Genomic DNA, 3436 nt, shown 5'->3' on the forward strand with positions numbered 1-3436 from the left:
TCTTTTTCGGGTCCGCAGCGCGTGCTGCACCCACTCAGCCGGATTTAAGGAGCTATGACATGCAAAACACGCTCGTAAACTTCACCCCTGATGCGACCACCGACCGCGCCCCGATCAATGCCGCCGGGGAAGTCATTTCAGATACCTTTTTTGCACCCGTTGAAACCGATCTGATTGCTGGCCTGCTTGGCCGTTATACCTTCCTGCGCGCGAAGCTGAATGACCTGTCAGTTTCGATCCGCAGCGGTGAAAATCATGAGGCCGTGGCGCACTTTCTGAAAGGCAATCTCCACGGCAGCCGCGGCTACCACGTGCCGCCCGTGTCTAAGCTGTTCGATCTGCCCGGGGCGCTGGCGTCACTTAATGCCGATTTCTGGCAGCAGGCGCTGAGCCTGACTGACGTTTACGAGTACATGCCCAACGATCGCCGCAATGACTGGAACAATCAAATCCATGAGATGAAAGCGCCGGATTTCGAGGAAAACGCTGTGCGCGCGACGCTTTCCGAACTGCTTTTCTCACGTCAGAAATTTTTCTCCGAACGCGTTGACGGCATTTTCCGCAGCCTGTCGCGCAGCCACGTGACCAACCGTCCGGAAGGCTTCAGCAAGCGCATGATCATTGAATACATGTTCGATCAGTGGGGCATGTGCAACTACGACCGCACCGGTTACGTGGACGATCTGCGCAAGGTGATCGCGAAGTTTATGGGGCGCGATGCGACCGGGCTGACCACGACCAATAAAATTCTGAATATCGCGCGCGCCCGTTCGGGGGAGTGGGTTGCCATCGACGGCGGCGCGCTGCGTATGAAAGCCTTTCAGAAAGGCACCATTCATCTTGAAATCCATCCGGACATGGCCTGGCGTCTTAATGACATTCTGGCCTTCCTGCACCCGGCGGCCATCCCGGCAGAGCACCGCCAGAAGCCGCGCACGAAGCAGAAATCCTTTGAGCTGCACACGAATTTGCTGCCGTTTTCCGTGCTGAGCGTGCTCAGCGACCTGGAGACAGAGCGTACCGAGCCACGGCAGCGCAACCGCTGGGAAGAGCCGCGCCCGCCCGTCACGACAAACCCCTTTAACCGCCGCTTTAAGGGCTATTCGGACGAGAACCCGGCTGCGCGCGCGGAAGCGGAAAAAGTGCTGCTGAGCCTGGGCGGCGTAAAGATGAACATTAACGCCTTTACCTGGTTTGAATTTGATTACGACCCGACCACGGCGCTTGAAGATATCCAGCTGTCCGGCGCGCTGCCTGAGCAGAAAACGCACCAGTTTTACCCGACCACGGGCGAGCTGGCTGCGCAGCTGCTTGACGAGGCAGACATCCGTGAGGGTGAAACCTGCCTGGAGCCGAGCGCGGGCATGGGCGGCCTGGCCGACCTGATGCCGCAGGCGCAGACAACCTGCGTGGAAATTTCTCCGCTGCACTGCCGCGTGCTGGAGTCCAAAGGCCACAACGTGATTGAAGCCGATTTTCTGGCGTGGGCGCAGGCGACGCTGCAGCGCTTTGACGTGGTGGTAATGAATCCGCCTTACAGCGAGGGTCGCGCCGTGGCGCACCTGAACGCGGCGGCGGTGCTGGTGAAGAACGGCGGACGCCTCGCGGCCATCCTGCCCGCAGGCAGCGACCGCAAAAACCTGCTGCCGGGCTGGGACTGCAGCTGGTCCGCGCCGATGGAGGGCATGTTTGCGGGAACCGGAGTTCGTGTGGTGCGCCTCATGGCGTACAAGCCGGAATAAACCCGGCCCGGCTGGCAGGGGCGACCCTGCCGGACACCGTACCGGCCCGATAAACGGGCCGGGAAACTGAACCCCGAGACAGAGCAGGACAACATCATGACCCAGGAAGAAAAATTCACGCTTAACACCCTGCAGTCCTTTACCGGCTGCGATTTTGAAGCTTACCGCAACCGTGGCGAAGCGTTTCGCCAGCGCCTGAGCGGTGCGGTACTGAACACGCTGCAGCTGCCGGACAGCTGGCACACAGACTGCGAGATGCGCGGCGAATGGGGCGGAGCCTATCCCGTACACCTGCGGCTGACACGCGCCGATGTGGCCGGGCTTGCCGTTGAGCTGGTCAGCCCGTCGGCCGATTCGCCGCTGTGGTGCGCGATGCTGACTGATGCCCGCACCCGGACGCGCGTCTCGCTGAGCGTCAGCTATCGCTTTGAGCCTGCAACGCTTCGTACCACGCTTGAAAAAATCGCAGAGTACACGCGGGCGGGCTTCACCTGTGCCGGCGAGCTGGTCGCCGCGCTTCGGATAGGAGGGCATGCCGCATGATCCCGATATCACTTCCTCTGGCCACTCTGCTGGCTGATGCCAAACAAGCTGACAGCCCGGAACATCCTTTCCCCGGACGGCGAAAAATAACAAACAGAGTGTTTCCCGTGGGGAAACATATGATATAATGTTTCCCGACGAGAAACGCGGAGCCGAAAAGTGATTAAAAGCTGGAAGCACAAAGGATTACAAAAGCTGTTTGAAAAAGATGATATCAGCGGCGTACAGGCAAAGGACGCGGAACGCATCCGGCTTCGCCTGCTGGTCATTGATGAAGCGCTTTCCACGGATGAATTCAAAAACTATCCGGGCTTTCGTTTTCACCCCCTGAAAGGCGACAGGAAAAACCTGTTTTCCATCACGGTCAGGGCTAACTGGCGCATCACCTTCGAATTCACGGACGGTGATGCCTATATTCTCAACCTGGAGGACTACCACTGATGGCCATGTTCAATCCCCCGCATCCGGGCGGTCTGATCACCGAGTACATTGAAGATAACGATATCGGCCTGCGCGTGCTGGCGAAAGAACTGGGCGTTTCCGCATCGGCGCTGAGTAAGGTCGCCAGCGGTAAGGCGTCGGTCAGCCCGGAAATGGCGGTGCGGCTGGAGGCGGGGCTGGGTATTGCGGCGCGCCTCTGGTTATCCATGCAGGCTGCCTGCGACCTGCACAAGGCGCGTGCAACCACTGACGTTTCCGGCGTGCACCTGCACCCGGGCGTGCTGGCTGCTTCCGCACAGGCCAGGCCAGGCAAGTAACCTTTGCGGCAGTTATCCTGCACCGCGCCGCCTGGCGCGGTTTTGCTTTGTGCTTTCTGACTGCCCGGAACAGCAACACCGCCGCCCTGCGGGCCGGAAAAACCGGTGCTGGCGCACCGGTCCTCTCCGCCGGGATGCGTATGGCCACCATCTCCCGACCCGGTTCAGCTTCTGCCTTTTCCCTGCCAGTTTTTACTGCCCGCCGAATAAAAATACGATTTAACAGCAACAGCAACAGCAACAGCAACAGCAACAGCAACAGCATGGCCCCCTTCGGCTCCCCGGCAAGCCGGGTCGTCGAGCCCCACTCCGCTAACCGGCAAAGCCGGTAAGCTCCGCCGGAACGCGAAGGTCCGCGCTCCGTGCCTGACGGCTAGGGTCTGATGGCTGAGG

Annotated in this window: 5 protein-coding genes; all 5 read left to right on the forward strand. The window is 60.0% G+C overall.

Annotated features, from left to right (window positions below; all coding sequences use genetic code 11):
• The first annotated feature begins 59 nt into the window (after positions 1–59).
• The 5 genes from EPE01S_RS22465 (at position 60) to EPE01S_RS23550 (ending at position 3375) form a co-directional block, all read left to right on the forward strand.
• Positions 60–1742 carry a DUF4942 domain-containing protein gene (locus EPE01S_RS22465; RefSeq protein ID WP_084344240.1) on the forward strand — a complete coding sequence of 561 codons (1683 nt, stop codon included), beginning with the start codon at positions 60–62 and terminating at the stop codon, positions 1740–1742.
• A 96-nt stretch (positions 1743–1838) separates the two neighbouring features.
• Complete coding sequence (locus EPE01S_RS22470; protein WP_062749631.1) at positions 1839–2285, forward strand: conjugation system SOS inhibitor PsiB family protein; 447 nt, start codon at positions 1839–1841, stop codon at positions 2283–2285.
• A 159-nt stretch (positions 2286–2444) separates the two neighbouring features.
• Positions 2445–2726, forward strand: a complete 282-nt coding sequence (locus EPE01S_RS22475) for a type II toxin-antitoxin system RelE/ParE family toxin (protein ID WP_062749633.1) — start codon at positions 2445–2447, stop codon at positions 2724–2726.
• Complete coding sequence (locus EPE01S_RS22480; RefSeq protein WP_062749635.1) at positions 2726–3043, forward strand: HigA family addiction module antitoxin; 318 nt, start codon at positions 2726–2728, stop codon at positions 3041–3043. The genes EPE01S_RS22475 and EPE01S_RS22480 overlap by 1 nt, the downstream gene beginning before the upstream one ends.
• A gap of 47 nt (positions 3044–3090) precedes the next feature.
• Positions 3091–3375 (forward strand): hypothetical protein, encoded by a 285-nt coding sequence (locus EPE01S_RS23550; RefSeq protein ID WP_157076053.1) that lies wholly within the window; start codon positions 3091–3093, stop codon positions 3373–3375.
• Positions 3376–3436 lie beyond the last annotated feature (61 nt).

Source organism: Erwinia persicina NBRC 102418 (genome assembly GCF_001571305.1).
In the GTDB taxonomy this organism is placed as follows: domain Bacteria; phylum Pseudomonadota; class Gammaproteobacteria; order Enterobacterales; family Enterobacteriaceae; genus Erwinia; species Erwinia persicina.

Coding starts and splice junctions, on each gene's coding strand:
- EPE01S_RS22465 (WP_084344240.1), top strand. CDS start 60: ATGCAAAACACGCTCGTAAACTTCACCCCTGATGCGACCACCGACCGC.
- EPE01S_RS22470 (WP_062749631.1), top strand. CDS start 1,839: ATGACCCAGGAAGAAAAATTCACGCTTAACACCCTGCAGTCCTTTACC.
- EPE01S_RS22480 (WP_062749635.1), top strand. CDS start 2,726: ATGGCCATGTTCAATCCCCCGCATCCGGGCGGTCTGATCACCGAGTAC.